Genomic DNA, 262 nt, shown 5'->3' with positions numbered 1-262 from the left:
TAATTTGATTTTGGAATATCTAAAGCTTCTAAAATGACTTTCACTGTATATTTAGATTTCAATTCATTTACTAATTCAACAACTACCTCTGAGACCACTTCCTTTCCAATTCCTTGTACTTTTTTAAAATTTCATTTTCTACTTCTTTGCGCTTTAATTCAATTTTTAGCATCTCAACAGTACTCAATTCTTCATTTCCTTTTCCGTAGGAATATTGTTTACCTACTTGTTGATTGAATCTATGTGTTTCCCCATTTCTATA

General features: G+C 29.0%; 1 pseudogene. It reads right to left on the bottom strand.

What is annotated here, in order from left to right:
• A pseudogene (locus tag LQ686_RS14075) lies at window positions 1-262 on the bottom strand (IS3 family transposase); the annotation flags it as partial.

Origin of the sequence: Mammaliicoccus sp. J-M41 (assembly GCF_022385935.1) — a bacterium.
Lineage (GTDB): Bacteria > Bacillota > Bacilli > Staphylococcales > Staphylococcaceae > Mammaliicoccus > Mammaliicoccus sciuri_A.
This window is presented reverse-complemented; position numbering and strand designations above follow the sequence as displayed.